The organism is Cohnella algarum, from assembly GCF_016937515.1.
Taxonomy (GTDB): Bacteria; Bacillota; Bacilli; order Paenibacillales; family Paenibacillaceae; genus Cohnella; species Cohnella algarum.
The window spans coordinates 6,173,059-6,194,872 of record NZ_JAFHKM010000002.1 but is presented as its reverse complement, the minus strand read 5'-3'; the positions used below and the strand labels follow the sequence as shown (position 1 = coordinate 6,194,872).

General features: G+C 61.0%; 12 protein-coding genes and 2 pseudogenes. 8 read left to right on the top strand and 6 right to left on the bottom strand.

What is annotated here, in order from left to right; all coding sequences use genetic code 11:
• Both JW799_RS29125 and JW799_RS29120 read left to right on the top strand, forming a co-directional pair.
• A pseudogene (locus tag JW799_RS29125) lies at nucleotides 1-620 on the top strand (sigma-70 family RNA polymerase sigma factor); the annotation flags it as partial.
• 151 nt (nucleotides 621-771) lie between these two features.
• Nucleotides 772-1,119 carry a hypothetical protein gene (locus JW799_RS29120; RefSeq protein ID WP_205428175.1) on the top strand — a complete coding sequence of 116 codons (348 nt, stop codon included), beginning with the start codon at nucleotides 772-774 and terminating at the stop codon, nucleotides 1,117-1,119.
• A 632-nt stretch (nucleotides 1,120-1,751) separates the two neighbouring features.
• On the opposite strand, the gene JW799_RS28070 is transcribed toward JW799_RS29120, so the two are convergent.
• Nucleotides 1,752-2,021, bottom strand: a complete 270-nt coding sequence (locus JW799_RS28070; protein ID WP_205432747.1) for a hypothetical protein — start codon at nucleotides 2,019-2,021, stop codon at nucleotides 1,752-1,754.
• A 441-nt stretch (nucleotides 2,022-2,462) separates the two neighbouring features.
• On the opposite strand from JW799_RS28070, the pseudogene JW799_RS28060 reads away from it, so the two are divergent.
• Nucleotides 2,463-3,445 (top strand): annotated as a pseudogene (locus tag JW799_RS28060) (lactonase family protein).
• Between the two features lie 575 nt (nucleotides 3,446-4,020).
• Here the strand turns inward: JW799_RS28060 and JW799_RS28055 are convergent.
• The 3 genes from JW799_RS28055 to tatA form a co-directional block, all read right to left on the bottom strand.
• Complete coding sequence (locus tag JW799_RS28055; RefSeq protein WP_205432740.1) at nucleotides 4,021-5,691, bottom strand: hypothetical protein; 1,671 nt, start codon at nucleotides 5,689-5,691, stop codon at nucleotides 4,021-4,023.
• A 131-nt stretch (nucleotides 5,692-5,822) separates the two neighbouring features.
• The gene (locus JW799_RS28050) at nucleotides 5,823-6,362 is read right to left on the bottom strand and encodes a hypothetical protein (RefSeq protein WP_205432738.1); all 540 of its coding nucleotides are present in this window, start codon (nucleotides 6,360-6,362) and stop codon (nucleotides 5,823-5,825) included.
• A gap of 38 nt (nucleotides 6,363-6,400) precedes the next feature.
• On the bottom strand, nucleotides 6,401-6,595 hold the full coding sequence (tatA, locus tag JW799_RS28045) for a twin-arginine translocase TatA/TatE family subunit (protein WP_205428171.1): 195 nt from the start codon (nucleotides 6,593-6,595) through the stop codon (nucleotides 6,401-6,403).
• 265 nt (nucleotides 6,596-6,860) lie between these two features.
• Here tatA and JW799_RS28040 point away from each other — a divergent pair, with 265 nt between their 5' ends.
• Both JW799_RS28040 and JW799_RS28035 read left to right on the top strand, forming a co-directional pair.
• Nucleotides 6,861-10,985 carry a choice-of-anchor I family protein gene (locus JW799_RS28040; protein ID WP_205432735.1) on the top strand — a complete coding sequence of 1,375 codons (4,125 nt, stop codon included), beginning with the start codon at nucleotides 6,861-6,863 and terminating at the stop codon, nucleotides 10,983-10,985.
• Between the two features lie 191 nt (nucleotides 10,986-11,176).
• On the top strand, nucleotides 11,177-12,745 hold the full coding sequence (locus JW799_RS28035) for an IS1182 family transposase (RefSeq protein WP_205428167.1): 1,569 nt from the start codon (nucleotides 11,177-11,179) through the stop codon (nucleotides 12,743-12,745).
• Between the two features lie 81 nt (nucleotides 12,746-12,826).
• Here JW799_RS28035 and JW799_RS28030 read toward each other — a convergent pair whose 3' ends face one another.
• Nucleotides 12,827-14,578, bottom strand: a complete 1,752-nt coding sequence (locus tag JW799_RS28030) for a glycoside hydrolase family 2 protein (protein ID WP_205432733.1) — start codon at nucleotides 14,576-14,578, stop codon at nucleotides 12,827-12,829.
• A 626-nt stretch (nucleotides 14,579-15,204) separates the two neighbouring features.
• Entirely contained in the window at nucleotides 15,205-16,107 is a 903-nt protein-coding gene (locus JW799_RS28025; protein ID WP_205432731.1) for an ArsR/SmtB family transcription factor, read from the bottom strand.
• Nucleotides 16,108-16,302: 195 nt separating this feature from the next.
• Between JW799_RS28025 and JW799_RS28020 the strand changes: the two genes are divergently transcribed.
• Genes JW799_RS28020 through JW799_RS28010 form a run of 3 tightly spaced genes read left to right on the top strand, consistent with a single transcriptional unit; the run spans nucleotide 16,303 to nucleotide 21,448 of the window.
• Complete coding sequence (locus JW799_RS28020) at nucleotides 16,303-17,184, top strand: MgtC/SapB family protein (protein WP_240353438.1); 882 nt, start codon at nucleotides 16,303-16,305, stop codon at nucleotides 17,182-17,184.
• The gene (locus JW799_RS28015; RefSeq protein WP_080836818.1) at nucleotides 17,181-18,359 is read left to right on the top strand and encodes an exonuclease SbcCD subunit D; all 1,179 of its coding nucleotides are present in this window, start codon (nucleotides 17,181-17,183) and stop codon (nucleotides 18,357-18,359) included. The genes JW799_RS28020 and JW799_RS28015 overlap by 4 nt, the downstream gene beginning before the upstream one ends.
• Nucleotides 18,356-21,448, top strand: a complete 3,093-nt coding sequence (locus JW799_RS28010; RefSeq protein ID WP_080836820.1) for an AAA family ATPase — start codon at nucleotides 18,356-18,358, stop codon at nucleotides 21,446-21,448. Before JW799_RS28015 ends, JW799_RS28010 begins: the two co-directional genes overlap by 4 nt.
• Nucleotides 21,449-21,814: the final 366 nt, after the last annotated feature.

The window sequence follows — 21,814 nt, the reverse complement described above, 5'->3', positions numbered from 1 at the left end:
CCATAAAATATCCCGCAACCGACCGGATCTTCAGGAGGATCTCATTCAGGTGGGCGGATGTCGCTGTTCCGGCTGCTCAAGCAGTTCGATCCGGGCTTTGGCATGCCCTTCGAGCCTTACGCGATGAAGAGCATGGTCGGCCAGATGAAAAATTATTTGCGGGACAAGTCGTGGTATGTCCAGGTGCCGCGCAGAATCAAGGAAAAAGGGCTCAATCTGCAGCGCGCGATCGACGAGCTGACGATGGAGCTGGAGCGCTCGCCGAGCGTTCCGGAAATTGCCGAGCGCATGGACATGAGCCTGGAGGAGACGTTGAAGTGCTGGCCGGACGGGAGCTGTACCATTACGTTTCGCTGGATACGCCGGTATCCGACGACGAAAACGGCGCGACGCTGGGCGAGATGATCGGCGTGCCGTCCGACGACTACGCGGAAGTCGACCGCAAGCTGGTGCTGGACAAGGCGATGGACCGGCTGAAGCCCGAAGAGCGGAAGGTGCTTCTGCTATTATACGAGCAGGGCTACTCCCAGCGATTCGTGGCCGAGCAATTGGGCGTCTCCCAAATGAGCGTGTCCCGCATTCAGCGGCGCGCGATCGATCAGCTGAAGAAGTGGCTTTCCGCCGGCGGAGAAGCGCCGGACGGTGAGGACGGACGAGGGCGGGCGAGGATGGACGGGAGCCGCCGAATCCCGGCAAGGGGCTTGTTTCGATTTTCCGCCGACAGGGTAATAGAGAATACGCAACACATTCTCTTAAAAGGCGGTGGACGCGATGACTGTCATCTACCAGCTCGATTGCTTCGGCTGCGACATTCTCGTCCGTCAACAGCAAGAATCGTACCACCTCGGCATCCAATCCCGTTCGAATCCGCTCGGATTCGGCAATCGTCTGGCCGAGTTCGATTCCGAGGAGGATGCGGTCGGCGCGGCCGATCTTTTTTGCCGGATGTACAAGCTGATGCGCGAATACGGGTATCGCCTTTCGGGCGAGGAATTCCAGAAGGACGATATGCCGTCCATTCCGGTCAAGGGGCTGCTGAACCTGCGCCCGGCGACGAACGATCTTCGCGCGCTGCTTGAACGCGACGCGGAGCTGTACGGCGCGGCAACGTCTTCGTGATGCGGCTTCTATTCATCGCAGCAGACTCGCAAACCGTCGCCCTCTCGCGGCAGAAAGCCTTTGCATTCGCAAGGCACCGCCGCGAGAGGGCATTTGTTTGCGGCGGGAAGCGGGACGCGAGCGGGGACGTTGAAGGCGCGGGGCTTGTCGTCCGGGCAAAGACCGCCTCTTCGCGATATCCCCTTCGCTCAGCAGGTTTCGGGGAGTTAAATGATCGGGTTAGCGCGGTGTGGGGGAAAAGAAGGGGACAGGACGGACTACATGGCGAGTTGGCGGCTGGTTTGGTGGGCTAGAAGGGGATTGGATGGACTACATGTCGAGTCGGCGGCGGGTTTGGCGGCCGAGAAGGGGACAGGACGGACTACATGGCGAGTTGGCGGCTGGTTTGGTGGGCTGGAAGGGGATTGGATGGACTACATGTCGAGTCGGCGGCGGGTTTGGCGGCCGAGAAGGGGACATGACGGACTACATGGCAAGTGGGCGGCGGGTTTGGCGGGCTAGCAGGTGCATGGTTGGGCTGCATGGCGCGCAGACGGCGGAGGGCGGGAACGCCAAAAGCCCCACCCGCCGGGGCGGGAAGCGGCTTTTGGCGTCAGTTCGGTTTTTGCTCTTCCGCCATCGCGGTTTGCGCATCATCCTTGGCGGATTGGAGGGCGGGCGCGCGTTTTGCCGGCGAGGTCCGACGCGTGCCGGACGACCTGATGCGCGACCTCCTGCGTTTTCGCGCCGGCTTCGCTTGCGAGCTGCCTGGTTTTGTCCTTCGACCGGATATACGTGTCCCGGATATCCCGCGAAGCTCGCGACCCGCCTTCGGAGCCAAAAGCAAGGCCGCCGCCGCGCCGATCGTCGCCGATAACGGCGCCCTTCATCAGTCCGTTGCCGCTGTTTTGACGTTCTGCCATGTGAAACGCCTCCTTTTTATCGATGTAGCTTGCGATGAACCCTTCGTTTGCGTTGCGAAGCGCCTTTCCGAACAAGCTGACAGAAAAACGAGAACGGCCCCTCCGATAATGGAGGAATGACGGCTAAGCCGTCCATGACCGGTTCCCGAAGCGGAACGGGAAAGGTTCGTTCCTTCTGTCTTTTTTTACCCGACCGGGCCCGCGCGAATCTATGAAAACGTTAATGAAATCTTCCTGTTCACGCTATCTCGGCTTTTTTTCTCTTGAACTGGAAGATTCCGGGCGCTAGACTTGTATTCATAGCGAACGGGCGGCTAAAGGGTTGCCGATCGCCCGTTGGCGGGATCAAGGCGGGAGGAGATCGATTTGGCGGAAAAAAGCAGCGGCCGGATTGCCGTTTTTGCGGGGACATACGCGACTGCCGAGGCGGAAGGAATCGGAATGTTCGAATGGGATGCGGTAACGGAAAGCTGGACGAAGGCGGGAGGTGCCGGAGGCCTGGCGAATCCTTCGTTTTTGGCGCTGCATCCGAAGCTGAACGTGCTCTTTGCCGCCAGCGAGACGGCGGAAGGAGCGGTCGCGGCTTATCGGTACGATTGGCGAAAACGAACGATGACGGAAATCAACCGCCAACCGACGAAAGGAGCCGACCCGTGCCATATCGGGGTGGATCGGACGGGCGCTGGCTCCTTGGCGTCAATTATTCGGGCGGCAGCGTCTTCGCCTTTCCGATCGGCGCGGACGGAGAGATCGGCGAGATGAGCGATTTTCACGCTCACGAGGGAAGCGGCGTTCGGGCGGATCGTCAGGAGGCGCCGCACCCGCACTCGATTTTCGCCGTTCCGGGAACGGACGATTGGCTCGTTTCCGACCTGGGAACGGATAAACTGTACGTTTATCGCCTCGATGCGCAAACGGGCAAGCTGACGCTGCGCGGCGCAGCGGAGGTCGCTCCGGGGGCGGGGCCGCGCCATGCGGCGTTCCATCCGGAGCTTCCGCTCGTATATTCGGTCGAGGAGCTGAGCTCGGCGGTGTCGGTATGGCGTTACCGGGCGGACGACGGCTCTCTTTCGCTGCTGCAAACGACGACGACGCTGCCGGCCGATTTTGCGGGGGACAACACGTGCGCGGACATCCATTTGAACGCCTCCGGCACGCGGGTTTACGCATCCAATCGCGGACACGACAGCATTGCCGTCTTTCGCGTCGCCGCGGACGGAACGCTCGAAGCGCAGGGACAGGTACCGTGCGGGGGCCGGATGCCGCGAAATTTCGCCGTCGTCGGAAACGACTGGCTTTTCGCCGCCAATCAGGATTCGGGCTCGATCGTCGCCTTCCGGCTGAACGAGCAGGGAATCCCCGTGCCGGTCGGCTCGCAGATCGAGATCGCCAAGCCCGTTTGCCTGAAAATCGCGAACCTCTGAGGACGGCGGGCGGCATCTGCTTTTCCCGGGCATGCCAGGCAAGTACGCCTGGGGCGCCGGTTTTTAAACCCAAAAACGGCGGCGGATCCGGACATGAACGTCCGTTGTCCGCCGCCGCTTCTTTTTCGTAAGAAGGAAAGTAACGTGCATCCTGCGAAAGCGCCTGGCAAGCTTGCCGGGCTCAGACGCACCGCTCTGGTAGCGGTACATGTATTCAGAGGCATCTCCCCAGTCTACTCCGGAAGTCGGCTCGGCCTCCCGCGGGTCCAATTGAGTCGTGGCGACTCAACTTGACCCGCCAAACGCATCCAGCCGTACGCAGTTGAGTAAAAATGACTCATCTTGCCGCTTCTGCATGCATGGAAACGATCCGGTTGCGTCGTGGCGACTCAACTTGACCCGCCAAACGCATCCAGCCGTACGCGGTTGAGTAAAAATGACTCATCTTGCCGCCTCTGCATGCATGGAAACGATCCAATTGAGCCGTGGCTGCCCATTTCACCGCCGCGCGCAGGCTGCCGATCCGGCAGATCCCCGGGAGTTCTTGTTTTTCCAAGGATGCCGTCAGCGTATTTCTAAAAAATCAGATTGCTCGAGGAGTGCTTCACCGTTTCGTTCGTTTCGTCCGGCAAGGAGGCTCTGTCCACGCTCTCCTCGACGCAGGACGCCATGTAGAAGTAGCTCGTGCCTCCGAAGCCGCCGTTTGCCGCAACGTATTTTCCGCCTTTGAAGCGGGCGCCGACGGCGCGCAGGCGATGGCCCGTTCCTTCGATATGAAAGTGGGCCGTCTGACCGCTTGCGGCCTCGCTGTTGCAGTCGGCGAAGCTGAACGAAACGGCGTTGTCCGGCTCGACCGTTTTGAAGAAGGCCAGTTCCCCGTTCGTTCCGCCGAACGACGCCCCCCCGCCGACCGTGACGCTCTGGGCGTAGACACCGGTTTCCGCCTTGTCCCAAGCGCCGGTCAGAACGAAGCCGCAATCCTGAAACCCGCCGCCGAGCATGACGATTTCCTTGCTGCCTACCCGAACCTTGCCCGTCGCCGGGGACGCCCCCTTGAACCAGGTGTTGATAAGCGTCAGGCGATTGATGCTGCCGATGTTGACGTCTTCGACATTGTTGAACACGCAACCCGTAAACATCACATCATCGTTGACGGGCAAATTGCCGACCGCCGCGCTCCGCACCGGCCGCGCGATCTCGTAGCCGCTCAGCATGCCGAACGAGCAGCCGTCGATGACGTTTCGGCGTTTGGAGCGGGACGAGCTTCGGGACAACGTCAGCATCCTCTCCGCCGTGCAGCCCCGCATTTGCAGGCCGTCGGCGTTCGCCCAGATCGATCCGGAGTTCGAGAGTCCGTCCTTGTAGACGGCGTGGCAGTCCTCCAGCGTCAAATCCGTCAGCATCTTGTGCGCGACAATCCGGGAGGCGATGTGCTTCTTCACGGTGATCCGCTTGGCGCTGTCGCCCCAGGTCGTGCCGCTGTTCGCGAACGACATCAGGCCCGAATTGCCGATGTAGACGAGATCGTGCTCGTATTGGCCGTGCGTGACGAACGGGCCGTAGTCGTCCCCGTCGCCGTGGCAGTTTTCGACCATGCTGTAGGCGGCGCACGTAAAATCGTTCAAGTGCCTGGCGTTGCTCGTGTTGCAGTCCCGGACGTGGGCGTAAAGCACGTTGATTTGCTGCGTCAGGTAGCCCGTACCGCCCCAATCCCGTTCTTCGGGGTTGATCAGCTCGCACCGTTCGGTTATGTAATGGGAATTGTAGCGGCGCTGGATGACCGGCCAAAATACTTTTGTCGCGCGGATGCCGGATACGTCGCACTCGACCGCGAATTCGTAGGCGACGGGATTGGAGCCGATCTGGTCCCACGTCTCGAAGGGCCGCACGCTCGTGGACGTCGTCGGCGGCACGGGGACGCCCGCAAACCGCATGTTCCGCACGTTGCACCGGAAGACCGGATTCATTTTCGTATATGTAATCGTCCGTCCGGCAGCAAGCGTCCAGCCGAGCTTGTAGTTGACGCGAACGCGGTTCGCCGAAACGATCTCGGTTACCTTGAGCAGGTAATCGAGCTCCCGCTGCGCGCCGCCGCCCGGATTGTTGTTCACTTTGGCGATCCACCAGTCCTCGACCTGAAACGCCGAGGCGTCGCTCACCGCGAGAATGTCGCTCCCTTCCGGAATGTCGGAGCCGAGCGTCACGGTCTGCGACGGACCCGCGGCCGTGCCCTGGAAGAACAGCACCGCCCCGAACGGGTTGTCGCGGGAATTGAGCTCGATTCCGTCCGTCGTGACCAGATGGCCGCCGAAATCCAGCTCGATGCCGCTGCGGCGGAACGTATGCCGGCGAACGAAGTTGAGATCGGTATGCGCTTCTACCCGATGAATGGAGGGATCGTTGACGAGCGCGTCGAGCGCGTCGTCCGCGTTCGGAGACGGCCCGAATATCCCGAACCAGCGAAAATCCCCGACCCCGTCGTGGACGATTTCCCAGCATCCGTCCGCTCCCGGAGGCCGGTGAACCGTTCCGCCGTTGTCGGCCTTCGCGCTGCCCGCCGCCAGCGCATCAGCTTCGCTCCGCCGTCGCCCGCCGTCCGGTAGCCGCCGACGAACGCCAGCGTCCCGTCCTTGAGCCGGCCGTTCGGCAGGGCAAGCAGCTCGTCGACGCTCGAAACCCGGAGCATCGTGTCCGGCGAGGCGCTGCCTTTGCCTTCGGCCTGACCCTCGGTAGCGGCGAACGAGAAGTTGGACAGAAGGGCGCTTCCGGCCAGCATGGCTCCGCCCAGGCCAAGCACGCGCAGCATTTTGCGGCGGCTGATCGCCTCGGGAGCCAGGTTCTCCGTTGTCGATGGCGCCCGAGACTCAGGCGAATTCGATTGCGGGTTTTCCGGTTTGCTGATGTATTCCTGATTCATGAAAGTCCCTCCTTGGTTGAGTTTGTTCCGTCTCGAGTTCAGGAATTGCCGCTTTTGCTCTCGTCCCGGTCTGAGGGCTTGTCCGTTTCCGCAAGCAGCGCTTTGCTGCCGCTGCGGAATTCGCGGATCGTCGTCCCGACGGCCCGGCCCAGCTCCGGCAATTTTTTCGGACCGAACAGCAGCAAGGCGATGGCGACAAGCAAAATGATGCCCGTGGCTCCGATCGTCGGCATCGTGTACCTCCTTTCTCTCATTGATTCCCAACTGATTTAAAAATATAGTAATTAAATGTAAATATAAATCAGTTGATGTATTTTACACTCCGATTATAAAGGCGCCGGTTTTTTACTGTCAATGAGAATGTAAGCAATTATTAAAAAATTCCGACATTATATTTCTCGTTCGAATTTACATTCCCTTAACGAAAGGTTGCAAGTTTGCGCACACAACGCGTCTATACTGGACAAAACATCATTTCAGCATAGGAGTGTTGGACTCTTGAATCGGACAAGCAAAAAAGTACTCTCTTTCTTCCTCGCCGCGGAAATGCTGCTGGGCGGGGCCATGGCGGCGCTTCCGGCTTCCGCTGCCGAAGGCGGTGCCGCCGGGGCGATTTCCGGCGTTCCGTATGCGGCGGACGGCAGCTACGACGTCGCGGTGCCGCACGTCGTCATCCATCAGGCGTACGGGGGCGGAGCGGAAGGGGCGAGCGATCGTTTCTTCTCCAACGGCTTCATCGAGCTCTATAACCCTACGGACGATGACGTGGACCTGAACGGTTGGACGCTTCATTATGCGGACCCGACGATGGCGTCCGGCACCTGGATCAAGCTCGACCTGACCGGAACGATCGGCGCCCGTTCGTCTTATCTTGTCGTCGACGGCCAATCCGACGATTCGTTCGTCAGCGATATTCGCGGCAAGGGCGATAAGACGTGGTCCGATGCGTTTTTTTACAATAAAGGGATGAAGGTCGTGCTGATGAGCGGCGGGGCTTCGTCGCTGGACGGCGTCGTCAATCCGTTCGCCGATAAGCCGGAAGGCTACGTCGACATGATCGGAACGGCCGGCAACGACAACGGCCTGACGATCGACGGCTACGAAACGGACTATCCGACCGGCAAGGCGGAAGGGACGTCCAAGAAGAAGTCGGTGCGCCGCGAGTCGTTTGCCGACACGGACAACAACAAGGCGGATTTCGAGCAAATCGGCTACGAGGAGGAAGGGGACGCGACCTTTGCGGAAAACCGCCCGCGCAGCGGCGCGGACGGCGCTTGGGGAGCCGAGGCTCCGGCGCTCGGGCTTGCGACGGAAACGCTCGCGGACGCGACGGTCGGCCGGCCGTATTCGGCGGCCCTCTCCGTTTACGGCGGCGCGGCTCCGTATACGTTCGAAGCGAGCGGCCTGCCCGGCGGACTGGACATCGACGCCGCCTCCGGAACGATTGCCGGCACGCCGCTTGAAGCCGGCACGGCGTCGGTCTCCGTCTCCGTTTACGACAGCTCGGAGCCGCGGCTGCAACTTGCTCGCGAGTTTACGCTTGCGGTGAAGGAAGCGCCCGCGCTGGCGATGCCCGATCTTCTCGGCATGACGAAGCTGGGCGGCTATTCCGTCGGCGTGACGAGCGAGGACGGCGGCTTGGCCGAAATCGTCAAATACAATCGCGATAACGGCAAGTTTTATTTGGTGAACGGCTCCGCCGACCCGGCGACCCTCGATATCGTGAAGCTGAACGGCGGCGCGAACCCGGAGAAGGAAACGAGCGTGCTGGTCGAAAAGCTGGCGGAAGTCGACGGGTTCGTTTACGGGGATTTGACGAGCGTCGATATCAATACCGCGACGAAACGGGTCGCCGTGGCGGTACAGGAAGCGGACGCCATGAAAAACGGCAAGGTGCTCGTGCTCGACTACGACGGCAAGCCGCTCGAATCGTACGAGACGGGCGTTCAGCCGGATATGGTGAAGTTCAGCGACGACGGCAGGTACATTTTGACGGCGGACGAAGGGGAGCCCCGCACGGAGGCGGGCGATCCGGAAGGCAGCGTGACGATCGTCGACACGGTCGCGAAGGAAACGGTTCGCGTCAAATTCGACGATCCGTCGGTCATCGACGATCTCGTCCACATTCGCGGAGCCGCCGATCCGGAAACGAACTTCATTATGGGCAAAGGCAGCAAGGAAGACGCGGTATTCGATCTCGAGCCCGAGTACATCGAGCTTTCCGAGGATCAAAAAACGGCGTTCGTCAGCCTGCAGGAAAACAACGCGATCGCCGCGATCGATATCGCGAGCGCCAAAGTGCTGTATGTCAAAGGGCTGGGCTACAAGGATCTGAACGATCCCCGCAATGCGCTAGACCTGGTCAAGGACGGGGAAATCAAGCTGGAAAACGTTCCGTTCTACGGCGTCTACATGCCGGATGGCATTTCCGAATACACGACCGGCGGGAAAACGTATCTCTTCACGGCGAACGAAGGCGACGCGACGGAATGGCCGGGCAAGGAAAACGCCAGCGACGTCGGCGATTTGAAGGCCGCGCTCGATCCGGAGTCGGCGGCGGCATTGTTCCTGGCCGGCAAGTCGGATTATGACGATGTCGAAGCGAAAACCGACGAAGGCACGGACGGCATTTATTTGTTCGGCGGCCGTTCCTTCTCGATATGGGACGCGGAGACGATGGAGCAGGTGTACGACAGCGGCAACGATTTCGAAAAAATTACGGCCGAGCGGCTGCCGGATTATTTTAACGCCAGCAACAGCAATACGTCATTGGACAGCCGAAGCGAGAAAAAAGGGCCGGAGCCGGAATACGTCACGGTCGGAAAAGTCGGCAAGCGGGCGCTCGCCTTCGTCGGCCTGGAGCGAATCGGCGGCGTCATGACCTACGATGTCACCGATCCGGCGGCACCGGTGTTCGTCAATTATTTCAACACCCGCGAGTTCGCGATGGAAGACAATTTGACCGACTCGGGCCCCGAGGGACTGGAGTTCATCCCGGCGGCGGACAGCCCGACGGGGCGGCCGCTGCTGCTCGTCGCCAACGAAGTCGGCGGCACGGTGGCGGTGTATCAGGTGGAAGCAGCCAAGGTGACGCTGGATCAAAGCGCTTTGTCGCTTAAAGTCGGCGGAGCGGCGGGAACGCTTAAGGCGACGGTCGAAGGCGGCGACGCGGCGGCCGTAACCTGGAGCTCGTCCGATCCGGGCGTGGCTACGGTCGATGCGAACGGAAACGTCGCGCCGGTCGCTGCCGGAACCGCCGTCATCTCCGCGTTCAGCGGCGACGGCTACGGCTTGGCGGAGGCGACGGTGACGGTAGCGCCGGCCGACGCCGTCAATCCGGCCCCGGTTCCGGTTCCGGGCACGGGAACGGGCAACGGTACGGAACAACCGGGAACGGAGACGCCGTCCGTTGAAGACGGCAAAGTCGTGGCGGTCGTGAACGTCGAGACCGATGCGGCAGGCAAGGCGACGGCAGCTCTTTCGGAAGAGACGGTCGAGGCGGCGATTAAAGCGCTGGAATCCGCCGAGGGCGGGGAGCTTGTCATTCGGGTGCGGGCCGGGGAAACGGCTCGGCAAGTCGAGCTGACCGTGCCCGCCGCGGCGCTGACGGCGATAACGGGCAGCTCCGCCGGCACGGTCGTCTTCGAAACGGACCTCGGCACGATTTCGCTGGACCGGGACGCGTTTGCGGCCGCAGCTGCGGAAGCGGGCGACGACGACCTTGTCGTGACGATCGGGACGGTCGCGTCCGGCTCGTCGTTCGGCGAACTGACGCCGGCAGGACGGCAAATCGCGGAAACGCTGATCGGCAACCGCTCCGTCGTCGACTTGACGCTGACCGTCGGAGGCCGGACGCTGTCGAACCTGGGCGGCGGCACGATCGGCGTAGGCTTGCCGTATTCCCCGGGTGCAGGCGAAGATCCGAACGCGATCGTCGCGCTTTACCTTTCGGAAGACGGCGCGGTTTCGATCGTGCGCGACGGCATGTACGACGCATCTTCCGGACGCCTCGTATTCCAAACGGAGCACCTTTCCCGTTATGCGGTCGGCTACAACAGGCTTGAGTTCTCCGACATCGGCGCAAGCTTCGCGAAAGATTCCGTGACGTACTTGGCCGCTCGCGACATCATCGGCGGCATCGGGAACGGCCGGTTCGATCCGGCCGGCGGGCTGACCCGCGCGGACGTCGCCCTGCTGCTCGCGCGTTTGGCGGGAGCGGATACGGAGCAAACGGCGGGAGCTTCGTTTACGGACGTGAAGGCCGGCGACTATTTCGCGGGCGCGGTTGCCTGGGCTTCGCAAAACGGCATCGCGAGCGGCTTCGGCGACGGGCGCTTCGATCCGAAGGCGGGCGTGACGCGCGAGCAGCTTGCGGCCATGCTTGTCCGGTTTGCGGGTTACATGAATTGGACGCTTCCGGACAACGGGGCAGCGGCCGATTTCGCGGACGCGGATGCGATCGCCGCGTTTGCCTCGGAAGCGGCCCAAGCGATGAGCCGGGCCGGCATCATTTCCGGCAAGCCGATCGCGGGACGGCCGGGCGCGTATTTCGCGCCGCAGGACACGGCTACGCGCGCGGAAGCGGCTCATATGCTGGCCAAGCTGCTGAAGTCGAAGCAATAAAAAAGAGAACGGCCGGTACCGCGCTGCGGATACCGGCTGTCTCGAAATATGCCTGAAGGAAGAGGGTGTCCCAAAAGTCATCCTAAATGACTGAGGGGCGACCCTCTTTTTTATAATCGTCAAACAAAAAGAAACCACTCTCTGGTAAAATGGAGGTACCACCCAACCATAAACCAAAGGAGACGGTTTCTTTGTACATTCAATATACCATGGATCAACTCTGTTTACCAATGGATTTAGAAGAGGACATTCCCGCCAATCACCTCGTTCGCGTGGTCAACGCCGCCGTCAATCGTCTCGACGACGCCATCTTCGACGCGGCTTACCCTGGAGGCGGACGAGACAGCTACCATCCTAAAATGCTCACCAAAGTCATCATATACGCCTACACGCAGCGCATTTACTCCTCGCGTCAAATCGCCAAAGCTGTCCGCGAAAACATCATGTTCATGTGGATCGCAGGCAGACAACGGCCGGACTTTCGCACCATCAACCGGTTTCGTTCGGAGCGGATGAAAACGGTTCTGGAGACGGTGTTTACCGCCGTTCTTCAGTTTCTGGCTGAGGAGAACTACGTGCAGCTCGAGCATTACTTTGTGGACGGCACGAAGATCGAAGCGAATGCCAACCGGTACACCTTTGTTTGGGGAAAAGCGGTCGTGAAGCATAAAGCCAAGCTCCAAGAGAAAGTGCAGACCTTATTTGCCACTATAGAGGAAGCTGAGAAGCAAGAAGAAGGAACGCACGACGGCAAGGATCTTCCCGAGCTGGGCGAGTCCTCTTCCATCACCGGTGAAAAGCTGGAGCAAGCCGTCAAACAATTGGAGGAGCGTCTGCAGGAGAAACCAAAGGACAAGCCGCTGAAGAAGGCAGTGCGCACGCTCCGCAAGGACTTGCTTCCTCGCCTTCAAAAGTATGAGGCGCAGGAAGCGATTTTAGGCACGAGAAACAGCTACAGCAAAACAGACCCTGACGCCACGTTTATGCGGATGAAAGAAGACCACATGCGAAACGGCCAACTGAAGCCAGGCTACAATGTTCAGATCGGCACTGAAAATCAATTCATTGTCGGTTACAGTCTGCACCAGCGGCCGACCGATACGCGCTGTCTCATCCCGCATCTGGAGAAGATAAAATCGCAGCTCGGCAAGCTGCCAAACACCGTTATCGCCGATGCGGGCTATGGCGGTGAAGAAAATTACGACTACTTGGAGCAAAATGAAGTCGAAGCCATTGTGAAGTACAGCACGTATCACCGTGAAAAGAGCAAGGCATGGCAAAAGGACATCAGCAAGATCGACAACTGGACCTATAACAGCGAACAAGATACATGGACATGTGCGGCCGGACAAACGCTCCATTTCCGCCGAGTGAGCCAGGAGAAAACGGAAAGTGGGTATGAAATCGAATATCGACATTACCGAAGTGCCGGCTGTGAGGACTGTCCGCTAAAGCCGCAGTGTACAAAAGCCCAAGGTGATCGCGAGATCAAAGTGAGCATGAAGTATTGGCGGCTAAAGAACCAGGCCAGGGAAAAGCTCCGCAGTGAAGAAGGGTATGCCCTGGCCGTAAGGCGCATGATCGAGCCGGAACCTGTGTTTGGCGATATGAAGAACAACCGAGGCTTTAAACGGTTCCTGCTTCGAGGCTTACCCAAAGTAAGTCTGGAGGTCGGGTGGCTTTCGCTTGCCCACAATCTGCTCAAGAAAGCAGCGGTGGACGCAAAAAACGAAGGAGCTAAGCGACAACAGGCCGCTTAGCTCCTTCGTTTATTCCGAGTGCCATCCTATTTTGCTGCTAAAGGTGTTCCAGAGGTTACTTATGGGACAGCCTCTTTTTGCCTAATCCTCGATGGCCGCCTTGCGGACGTTGACGGCGCGGATTAGCGCCGGATTAAACTTCGGCTTCCGGTCATAGGTGTACAGCCCGTTCACTTCCTGCTCGATATCGTACAGCTGCGTATAGCAGAACCCGAAGATGTTCGGGTTGTCCAGCAACGCATTCGTGAGGCCCTCGTACCGGGCGAGAAACTCCGCTTCGCTTTGCGGCCGGTCCCCGTAGCCCCAGCCGTTGCTGTCGGTTTGCCCCGGATTCCACCAAATGCCGCCGTACTCGCTGACGAAATAGGGCTGCCCTCCGTACGATTGCCTTTCGGGAAAGGAAACCCACGGCTCTCCGCCTTCGGCCAAGGGCTGATGCCGGGCGCGGAACGACTCCGGGTTTTGATCGTAATCGTGCACGTCGAAAATATCCGTCGCAACGTGATAGTTCCCGCTCGTGTCGGTGACCGGTCGCGTCGGGTCGACGGCTTTCGTCGCTTCGTAGACGATGCGGAGCACCTCGTCGTTTTGCCGGGTGCCGCGGGACGAATCCCAGGTTTCGTTAAACGGGCACCAGCCGATCAGGCTCGGATGGTTGAAATCGCGTTCGACGTTTTCCAGCCATTCGGGAAGAAACCGGATCAAGCCTTCGCCGGTCGAAATATCCAACCCCCAATTCGCATGCTCTCCCCACACGAGATAGCCGAGCTTGTCGGCCCAATACAGGAATCGGGGTTCGAATATTTTTTCATGCAGGCGGGCTCCGTTAAAACCGAGCTCCATCGACAGCTCGATATCGCGTTTCAACGCCTCGTCGTTCGGCGCGGTATAAATGCCGTCGGGGTAGAAGCCTTGGTCGAGCACAAGCCGTTGGAAAACGGATTTTCCGTTGATGCGGAATTTCATCCCGTCAAGCCGGACGGAGCGCAGCCCGAAATACGAGTCGGCCCGGTCGACCGTCTGGCCGTCCTTCAGCAGCTCCAGCTTCAGATCGTAGAGAGCGGGGGCTCCCGGCTGCCACAAGCGCGTTTCCGTCAGCGGAATCGACAGGCTCGCGGAAGAGGAGCCGACCCGCGCGGTCTCCGAGCCGGCCGGTTTGCCGTCGAGTTCGGCGGAACAGCGGAGCGCGACATCGCCCGAGAGTCCGGCCACTTTTGCCGTTACGTGGAGCCGGGCGTTTGCGGGATCGGGAACGAGACGGAACGAAACGAGGTGCGTTTCCGGCACATGTTCAAGCCAAACGGTTTGCCAAATGCCCGTCGTCCGGGTATAGTCGCAGCCCCGCGAATGGTATGTCCCGCTTTGTTTTCCCCGAGGCTGCAAGCCCGAACGGACGTCGTCCTCCGCATAGACGGTCACCACGTTTTCGCCCGGAACGAGCGCGCGGCCGATCGGGAAGGAAAAGGAGCCGTAGCCGCCGCGATGCTTGCCGACCGGCACGTCGTTGATCCACACTTCGGCTTCGTAGTCCACCGCTCCGAAATGCAGCAGAACCTCTCCGCCTTCCCAGCCGCCCGGCAGCGTAAAGCTGCGCTTATACCACACCGCGGGAATGAAATCGGTATGGCCGATGCCGGAAAGTTTGCTTTCGGGGCAGAAAGGGACGACGATTTTTTGCTTAAGCGTTGCGTCGGAAGCTTGCAGCCCCCGCTCCTTGCCGCTTCGGGAAAAGTCGAATTCGAACTGCCATTCCCCATTCAAATTAAGCCATCGTTCCCTTACGAATTGCGGTCTCGGGTGCTCAGGGCGCGGCGTGCCGATGTCGGCGGACATGGGAAAACCTCCATTTTAGTTAATTTAAAAATTAATTAAATAGGGAATGAATTAACAATTTCACTTCTTTTTATAAACCTATAAATAAGGTCATGTCAAGCTTTTGTCTCGAAACATTATAAATTTAAAGTTAACATAATGATTAACCAAATGATGCGATCTTGTTCTGTTGAAATGAGCCTGTTTCCGGTATCCCTTTCACTCAGGAACCAATCTCCCGGGCATATGATCCGGGTCCGCTTCCGGGAATGCTGAGACGAGTCAAGCGTATTCGTGAATGGCGGAGGTTGGCAGAGGGAATGGCGAATGGCGGAGGGCGGAATAGCAGAGAGCGGAATAACAAAGGGAGGAATAGCAGCGAAGGGCGTATGGTGGAGGGGGCATGAAGCTTTTGGGCGGGATGGGGACGGGGAATGGGGGATGGCGGATCATGCGATGTTGTTGGAATAGGTAATTTTGGTTTGGAAAACGGGCTTAGAGGGCCGTTAATCGTCCAATCCTTTCTCAAAGTCAGGCCAAAAACAAAATTAACGGCCCCGGAAGGCTGGTATCCGCCTCGATTGCCCGAAGGAGAAAAGAGAGCGCGGGACGCGGGGGCCGACTGAGCCTCATTGCGTCCCGGACGATCACTCGTATTCGACCGTTACTTCGATATCCCGGTCGTAATTGCCGAAGCCCTTGCCGAACAGGCTCAGGCCGCCGGCATGCCTTGCCGATTCCGGCGCGGCGATGCGGAAGCGAAGCTCTTCGCCGTAGACGATCGGCACCTCGCCGAGAGTGACCGGCGACATGCGGACGCCGTCGATGAAGCAGCCGTCGTGCTGCAGCCGGATCGACTTCAACAGGCCGTGCGTCGTGCCGTACTTCCACCAGGCGGGCGTATGCGCGCCCGGCGCGCCGCCGAAATCGCCCGGGCACGTCCAGAAGCCAAGCGGAATGTCGTTCAAGTAAAAGTAGATGTCCGAAGGCCAATTTACGTTATAGCCCGGCGCTTCGGAACACAGCTCCAGCGTGACGGTGACGCCCAAAGCCCGCTGGCCGGACAGCAAGTAGTTCGGAATGCGGTATTCGACGAATCCGCTGCCCAGCCACAGATGCGCGGCCTCGACATGCTCGGGATCGGAAAAATAGCGGGGGTCGTCCAGCATGCCGATGATTTTCGTCCTCGAAGCCAGGCCGCACGTCGGCTTGGCTTCGTACGCGGTATAATGGCCGACCGGGATCGACGCGGCGTAGCGGTCCGAGCTGCCTTCTTCCGGCGTTTTCAGCAGCAGGGTAATCGAATCGAGCCGGAGATGGCACACCTTCTGCCGGCCTCTTGCGCCGGACAGGCTTTCGGTGCGGATGATGCCGGCTTCCTCCAATTTCTGGACGTGCTTCGTAACGATCGCGGACGAGACGCCGAGCGCTTCCGCCAATTCCTTGACGTTCATCGGCTTCCTGTTCAAAAGCTCGATGATGCGGACGCGGCTTTCCGAAGAAAAGCATTCCAGCACGGCCATTTGCCGGACGGTGACGGGAATTTTCATTTGCGGCTCCTTCGCAATGGCTAATTGATTCGATTGTAAACCCGGATCCGACACACGGCAAGCTTCGGTCCGGCGACGGCGAAGGGGCGCAAATCCCGGAGCGTGATACGGCGTTTCCGATTGAAGCGGAAGTTGACCGGGTATATGTTTTCGTATCGAAGGGTTCAACGACAAACCGATAAGGGGGAAGCGGATTTGCGACTGATCGAAACGGATATTTGGGAACTTTCCTATCTCGACCTGACGCTTCGATTGTTCGCGGCACTCGTGCTTGGCGGGCTCGTCGGCATTGAACGGGAATGGAAAAATCACGCCGCCGGTTTTCGCACCCACATTTTGGTCTGCGTGGGCTCGGCCGCGATCATGCTTTTGTCGATTTACGGGTTTGGCGAATTCGCGAATGCGTACAACGTTCGCATGGACCCGGCCCGGCTGGCGGCACAGGTCGTGTCGGGAGTCGGCTTTCTCGGCGCCGGGGCGATCATCCGAACGGGCTTGAGCATATCCGGCCTGACGACGGCGGCTTCGCTGTGGGTCGTGGCGGCCATTGGGCTATGCGCCGGAGCGGGCTTTTATTACGGCGCGGTTCTGACGACCGTTCTCGTTATCGTCAGTTTGTATTTGCTCGATAAAGTGGAGAACCGAATGCTCGGCAAACGGACGAACGACCAGATCAAAATCAAGGTCGTCGGCGTCCCGGGGTTGATCGCGAAAATTACGGACATTTTGGAAGGCCGGGGCTTGAACATCCGGAGCATGGCATTCGAAACGGAATCCGGCAAAAACGCCTCGGAGACGGTACATGTCCTAAAAATCCAATTCCATAAAGCCGATCCGAAAAGAATAAGGGAAGCTTTCGACACCTTGCTGGCAACGGAGGGCTTCCGGAGGATCGAAACGTCCGACATGCCCGGGAATGGAGCGACTCCGGGCGGAAAGGGGACTCGGCTTCGCTCTAGGCATCGCGTCGGGCAATCGTTCCGATCGCTTTCTTTTCCATTGAACAAACCCCGCCGTTTCTATAAACTTTTAAAAGAAGAGAATAGAACGGGAAAGAGGGTGCGCATTCCAATATGAAATTCATCCACACGGCCGACTGGCATTTAGGCAAGCTGGTGCAGGGCGTTTATATGACGGAGGACCAGCGGCACGCGCTGCGGCAGATGGTCGAGACGGTGCGAAGCGAGCGGCCGGACGCGGTCGTCATTGCGGGCGACCTGTACGACCGGGCGGTCCCGCCGACGGAGGCGGTCGAGCTGCTGGACGAGCTGCTGCGGACGCTGGTGTTGGAGCTTGAAACGCCGGTGCTCGCGATCGCGGGCAATCACGACAGCCCGGACCGGCTGAACTTCGGCACCCGGATTATGGAGGAGAGGGGGCTGCATTTGGCCGGGCAGCTGAGGCCGGAGCAGAAGCCGGTCGTCCTGCGCGACGCGGACGGAGAGGTGCATTTTCATCTCGTGCCGTTTGCCGATCCGTCCGTCGTGCGGCAGCGGTGGGGCGACGAAAGCGTGCGCTCCTGCGACGACGCGATGCGAGCGGTGGTGGCCGGGATCGAGGCGAAAATGGACCCGAAGGCGCGGCACGTGCTCGTCGGACACGCGTTCGTCACGCCCGGCGGGGAGGCGAGGCCGAATACGAGCGAGTCGGAACGGCCGCTGGCGATCGGGGGGACGGAGTACGTCCGGTCGGAGCATTTTAAAAGCTTCCATTATACGGCCCTCGGCCACCTGCACGAAGCGCACTACGTCGCCAACGAAACGATTCGCTACGCCGGGTCGCCGCTCAAATATTCGATCTCCGAGGAACGGCACAACAAAGGCTTTTATATCGTCGAGCTGGATGGGCAAGGGGCCGTAACCGTGGAAAAAAGAAAGCTCGCGCCGCTCCGCAACATGCGCAGCGTAAGCGCCGCGATCGAGGACTTGATGCGGCACGAGCCTTCGGACGATTACATATTCGCAACGCTGCTGAACGAAAATCCGGTCCTGTACCCGATGGAAAAAGTAAGAACCGTCTACCCGAACGCGCTGCATGTCGAGCGCCGGCGGCCGGCGCCGGCGGCCGCCGATTCCGCCGACGAAGGAAGCGCCGCCGGCGCCGGACCCGCGCGGAGCAAGTCCGATCCGGTCGAGCTGTTCGCGGCTTTTTACCGGGAAGTGAAAGGGATGCCGCTCGCAGAGGACAAAAAACGGCTGTTCGCCGAAACGCTGCTCGAGGTCGCCCGCGAGGAAGAGGGGGAATCCGCATGAAGCCGATCCGGCTTACGTTGACGGCCTTCGGTCCGTACCGCGATGCGGAAACGATCGATTTCAGCCTGCTGGAGGACCGCCGCCTGTTCGTCATTTCGGGCAATACCGGCGCCGGGAAAACGACGATTTTCGATGCGGTCTGCTTTGCGCTGTACGGGTGCGCGAGCGGGGAGGACCGTTCGGAAATCCGGCTTTTGCGCAGCCATTTTGCCGACGACAATACGTTCACGTCCGTCGATTTCGCGTTCGGCATCGGCAGCCGCACGTACCGCGTGTTCCGCCAGATGCCGTTTCGCAAGGCGGGCAACAAGAGCGAAACCCCCGGCCGCGCGGAGCTGTTCGAGACGACTTCGGGGACGGAAGTCCCGCTGCTGGACCGCTTTACGCTATCCGAGGTGAACGCCCGGCTGGAATCGCTCATCGGCTTGACGAAAGACCAGTTCAGCCAGATCGTCATGCTGCCGCAGGGCGAGTTCCGCAAGCTGCTGACTTCGGATACGGACAACAAGGAAGACATTATGCGGCGGATTTTCCGGACGGGACTCTATCAGAAAGTCGAGGAGCGGTTTTACCGGAAGCAGCGGGATTTGAAGGAGGAGCTGCGCTCGGCCAAGGAGCGGCTCGAATACGCGATGGCCCAGGTGCGGGACGTGCTCCCGGTCCGCGAGGAAGGGGCGCTGGGCGCCGCCTTGCGGCAAGAGGCGTACAGCCCGATCCAGGTGACGGAAGGGCTGGAAGCCGAGCGGCTGCATTATGCGGAGCTGGCGGAAAGCATCCGGCTGCGGAAAGATAAGCTGCAAGCGGAGCGGGCGGAGCAGGAGAAGCGGGTGCGCGAGGCGATGGCGCTGAACGAGAAGCTGGCGGAGCTTGAAGCCAGGCGCGCGCGATTCGCGCAGTTGAACCTCGACAAGCCGGTCATGGAGGAGAGGGAACGAAAGCTGGCGGAGGCGGAAAAAGCCGGGCGGATCGCCGCGTACGAGGAGCAGGCGGAGCGGGCGGAACGCGAAATCGCCGCGAGGCAGGCGGCGCTGGAGCGGCAAACGGCCGAGCTGGCCCGCGTGGAGCAGGCGCTCGTTGCCGCCTCGGAGCGGCACGCGCGGGAGCAGGCCCGGGAGACGGTTCGAGCCGAGGCGCAGCAAGCGCTGCAGCGGCTGGAAACGCTGGAGCCGGCCGTCCGGACGCTGGAGGGCCGCCGCCGGGAGGTCGCGCGGCTGGCCGCGGAGGAAAACCGCGTGAAAGCCGCCGTCGAAACGGTCGACCGCCAATTGGCGGACATGCGGCAGGAGAAGGCGGCGCTCGCGGGCGAGATCCGGTCGCTCGAGGCGGGGCTGGACGCGCTGCCGGGGAAGCTGGAAGAGCGGGACCGCACCCGCCAGAAGTTCAAGCTGCTGAAGGAGCTTGCGGATCTGGCCGAGCGGATCGAGGCCGCGCGCAAGGCGGAAGCGGACCGGGAGCGGGCCGCCGCGGAGTGCGGCGAGCGGGTCAAGCGGCTGGAGACGCTGTGGCTGGAAGGGCAGGCCGGACTGCTGGCGGCGCACCTGCACGACGGGGAGCCTTGCCCGGTATGCGGCAGCCCGGAGCATCCGGCGAAGGCGGCGGCGCCAGCCTCGATGCCGACCCGCGAAGAGCTTCGGCAGGCGAAGGAAACGCTTCGCGCCGTAGAGCAGGAGCTTGGCACGGCCAAGGCGCAAGCGGCGGCGGCCCGCGACGGCTGGGGAGAGCGGATGCCGTCCATCGAGGAGTTCGGCATCGTTCCGTCGGGGTTCGCCCGCCAGTTGGCCGACACTGAGCGGGAGGGGCTTGCGCTCAAAGCGGAAATCGAGCGCCTGCAGGAGCAAGGCGCGAAGCTGTCGGCGCTGCGCGAGAGCGCGGCGAAGCTGGACGACCGCTTGGCGGCCGCCCAAGCGGAGAAGGACGCCGCGGCGGCGCGCGCGCAGGCGCTTACGGTGGAGCGGACCGCCAAGCAGTCCGTGCTGGAGCTCGAGCTGGAGCGGATTCCGGAGGAGCTGCGCTCGCCGGAGCGGTTCGAGGCGCGGCTGCGGCAGCAGCGGGAGAGCGTGCGCGAGCTCGAGGCGGAGTGGAAGGCGGCGCAGGATGGGTTGACCGCGGCGCAGCTCCGGGCGGCCGAGGAGAAGGCGAACGCCGCGCAGCTTGGGAAGCGGCTCGAGGAGGCGACGGCCGCAGGCCGCCAGGCGGCGGAGCGGTTTGCCGAGGAGCGGCAGCGCGAAGGGTTTGCGACGCCGGAGCAGTATGCGAGGGCGAAGATGAGCCGGGAGGATCGCGAGTCGCTGCGGGCGTCGACCGAGGCGTTCCGGGCGGAGCTGGCGGCGGTATCGGCCCAGTTGGGAGAGCTGGAGCGGGAGCTTGAGGGCAGGGAGCGCGCGGATGCGGAAGCGCTGCAGGAAGTGCTCGGTGCGATGCAGCGGGAGCTGGAGCTCGTGCTGGCGGAGCAGCAGTCCGCGCAGCGGCACGCGGAAACGGCGGCGAGGCTGCGTGGCGCGATCGAAGCGGCGAACGGGCGTTACGCCGCGACGGAATCCGAGCTGGAGCGGATTCTGGATTTGTACCAGATGCTGAAGGGCGACAATTCGCTCAAGCTTTCGTTCGAGCGGTACATTTTGATCGAATATTTGGAGCAGATTCTCGTGGCGGCCAATCTCAGGCTGCACCATTTGTCCGACGGCCAGTTCGTTCTGCAGCGCAGCGACCGGCTGGAAGCGCGCGGCAAGCAAAGCGGGTTGGGGCTTGACGTTTACGACGCGTACACCGGGCAAAACCGCGACGTCAAATCGCTGTCCGGCGGCGAAAAGTTCAACGCCTCGCTTGCGCTGGCGCTCGGAATGGCCGACGTCATCCAGGCCCATCAGGGCGGCGTTTCGATCGAAATGATGTTTATCGACGAGGGCTTCGGCTCGCTCGACGAGGAATCGCTGCACAAGGCGATCGCCGCGCTCGTCGATCTGCAGCGGTCCGGCCGGATGATCGGCGTCATTTCGCATGTTCAGGAGCTGAAGATGGCGTTTCCGGCCATTTTGGAGGTCAAAAAGACGAAAGAAGGACACAGCCGCACGTCCATCGTGCTGCGGTAGCCGACATAAGGGACGGTTCGAGCCTTTCGATCGGATCGGTTCGTTGGAATGCCCCGAGAAGAGGCTTCTCGGGGCGCTTTGGCGCGGGCGGATTGCGCGCAAGAAGCGCCCCCGGTGCGCTACATGAAGCCTGGCGCAGGCGGATTGCGCGCAAGAAGCGCCCCCGGTGCGCTACATGTAGCCTGGCGCAGGCGGATTGCGCGCAAGAAGCGCCGGTGCGCTACATGCAGCCTGGCGCAGGCGGATTGCGCGCAAGAAGCGCACCCGGTGCGCTATATGAAGCCTGGCGCGGGCGGATTGCGCGCAAGAAGCGCACCCGGTGCGCTACATGAAGCCTGGCGCGGGCGGATTGCGCGCAAGAAGCGC